This window comes from Bradyrhizobium sp. KZN70725 (assembly GCF_055264925.1).
Genome location: NZ_JBUYWT010000166.1, coordinates 1 through 1,429, shown reverse-complemented (window position 1 = coordinate 1,429; position 1,429 = coordinate 1). Strand labels below are relative to the sequence as shown.

General features: G+C 64.5%; 1 protein-coding gene. It reads right to left on the bottom strand.

All coding sequences use genetic code 11. The annotated features are described in order from the left end of the window. Nucleotides 1-246: 246 nt before the first annotated feature. Nucleotides 247-1,275, bottom strand: coding sequence for an IS110 family RNA-guided transposase (locus ACZBJS_RS42480; protein ID WP_057016162.1), 1,029 nt, complete (start codon nt 1,273-1,275; stop codon nt 247-249). Nucleotides 1,276-1,429 lie beyond the last annotated feature (154 nt).

Below are 1,429 nucleotides of genomic sequence, written 5' to 3'. Positions count from 1 at the left end.
CGGGCCTTGGTTAGTCAATCCCTTTTCGCGTCATCCACTCGCCGGGCACTTGCTTCTGTACGGGATCGGCGCGAAGGCCGTCGCCTGATGGGGTGCATTGAGGAGCCGGCCGGCCAATCTACGGATTGCGTGGTCGTGAGCCACTTCCCGGATGGCGGCCTGACCGGATCCATCGTCCCAGCGGAGGGACTTCGCTCGGGGAGAGCCTGGTGTCGTGGCCCGCCCGGAACCGATTGCTGCTCCTGGCTAGATGGCCTTGGTCATCGGGTTGAACGGTTTGGTGTCGGCGAGCATGCGATGCAGGATCACGGCGAGCTTGCGAGCCAGCGCTACCTTGGCCTTGCGCATGCCTGCGCGCCGGGCGATCCGCATCGCCCAGCTCTTCAATGCCGAGCAATTCTTGACCGGCTTGGTCAGCATGACGTGAGCTGCCTGGTAGAGTGCCTCGCGCACGGAGGCATCCCCGATCTTGCTGATGCGGCCGGTGTAGTCGGTCTCACCGGACTGGTACTTCTTCGGGGTGAGCCCAAAGTGGGCTCCCGTGGCCTTCGAGGAGCGGAAGCGCTTCGGGTCGTCGATCGCCGCGGCATAGGTGAGCGCCACGATCGGACCAACGGACGGCGTTGTCATCAGGAGCTTGGCGGATGGATGCGTCCTGGCGAGCTTCTGGGTGTGCTTGTCCAGGCTCTTGAACTCCCGCAGCAGCACCGCATGGGCTTGGAGCAGCGCCGCCGCGACCAACTCCAGTCCGGGATGGCCGGTCACGAGCTCGCGGATGCGTCCGGCGAACGTGCGCTCGGTGGTCGCACCGACCTTCAGGCCAAAACCGCGAAGTATGCCGCGCAGGCTGTTCTCGACATCGCGAAGCTTGGATTGCAGCAGCTTGCGCGCCGTCAGGATGGCGCGGGTCTCCTGCGCCGCGACCGACTTGCAGTGCACCGGCCGGAACCAGCCGAGCCGCATCAACTGCGCGATCCGGCGGGCATCGTTGCGGTCCGTCTTCACCGGCATCGACTTGAAGGCTTCGCGAACGTGCCGCGTTTCCAGCAGCTCGACCGCAAGCCCTGCGTCTCGCAGACCCGCATACAGCCATTGCGACAAGGGGCCTGCCTCCAGCCCGATCCGTTCCAGTACCAGACCCAGCGACCGGAACCAGGCGATCAGCGCCGCCGGCTCGCTCGCAACCTTCGTCTCGCGCAAAATCTTGCCTGTCCCATCGACAAGGCAAACGCTCGAGCATTCCAAAGACACGTCAATTCCTGCATAGTGGTACATGGTCGTCCCTTAATGATGCTTGGAGCGGGCTTGCCCGACTCCGTTGAACACCATCAGTTTGAGGGACGACCGCCTTCCAACCAACAGGCCGCTCGCGAGCGCGCTTCCAAATTGCGCCGTAGCGAGCGGGCGGCCGGCCCGTTACCCCATCTAC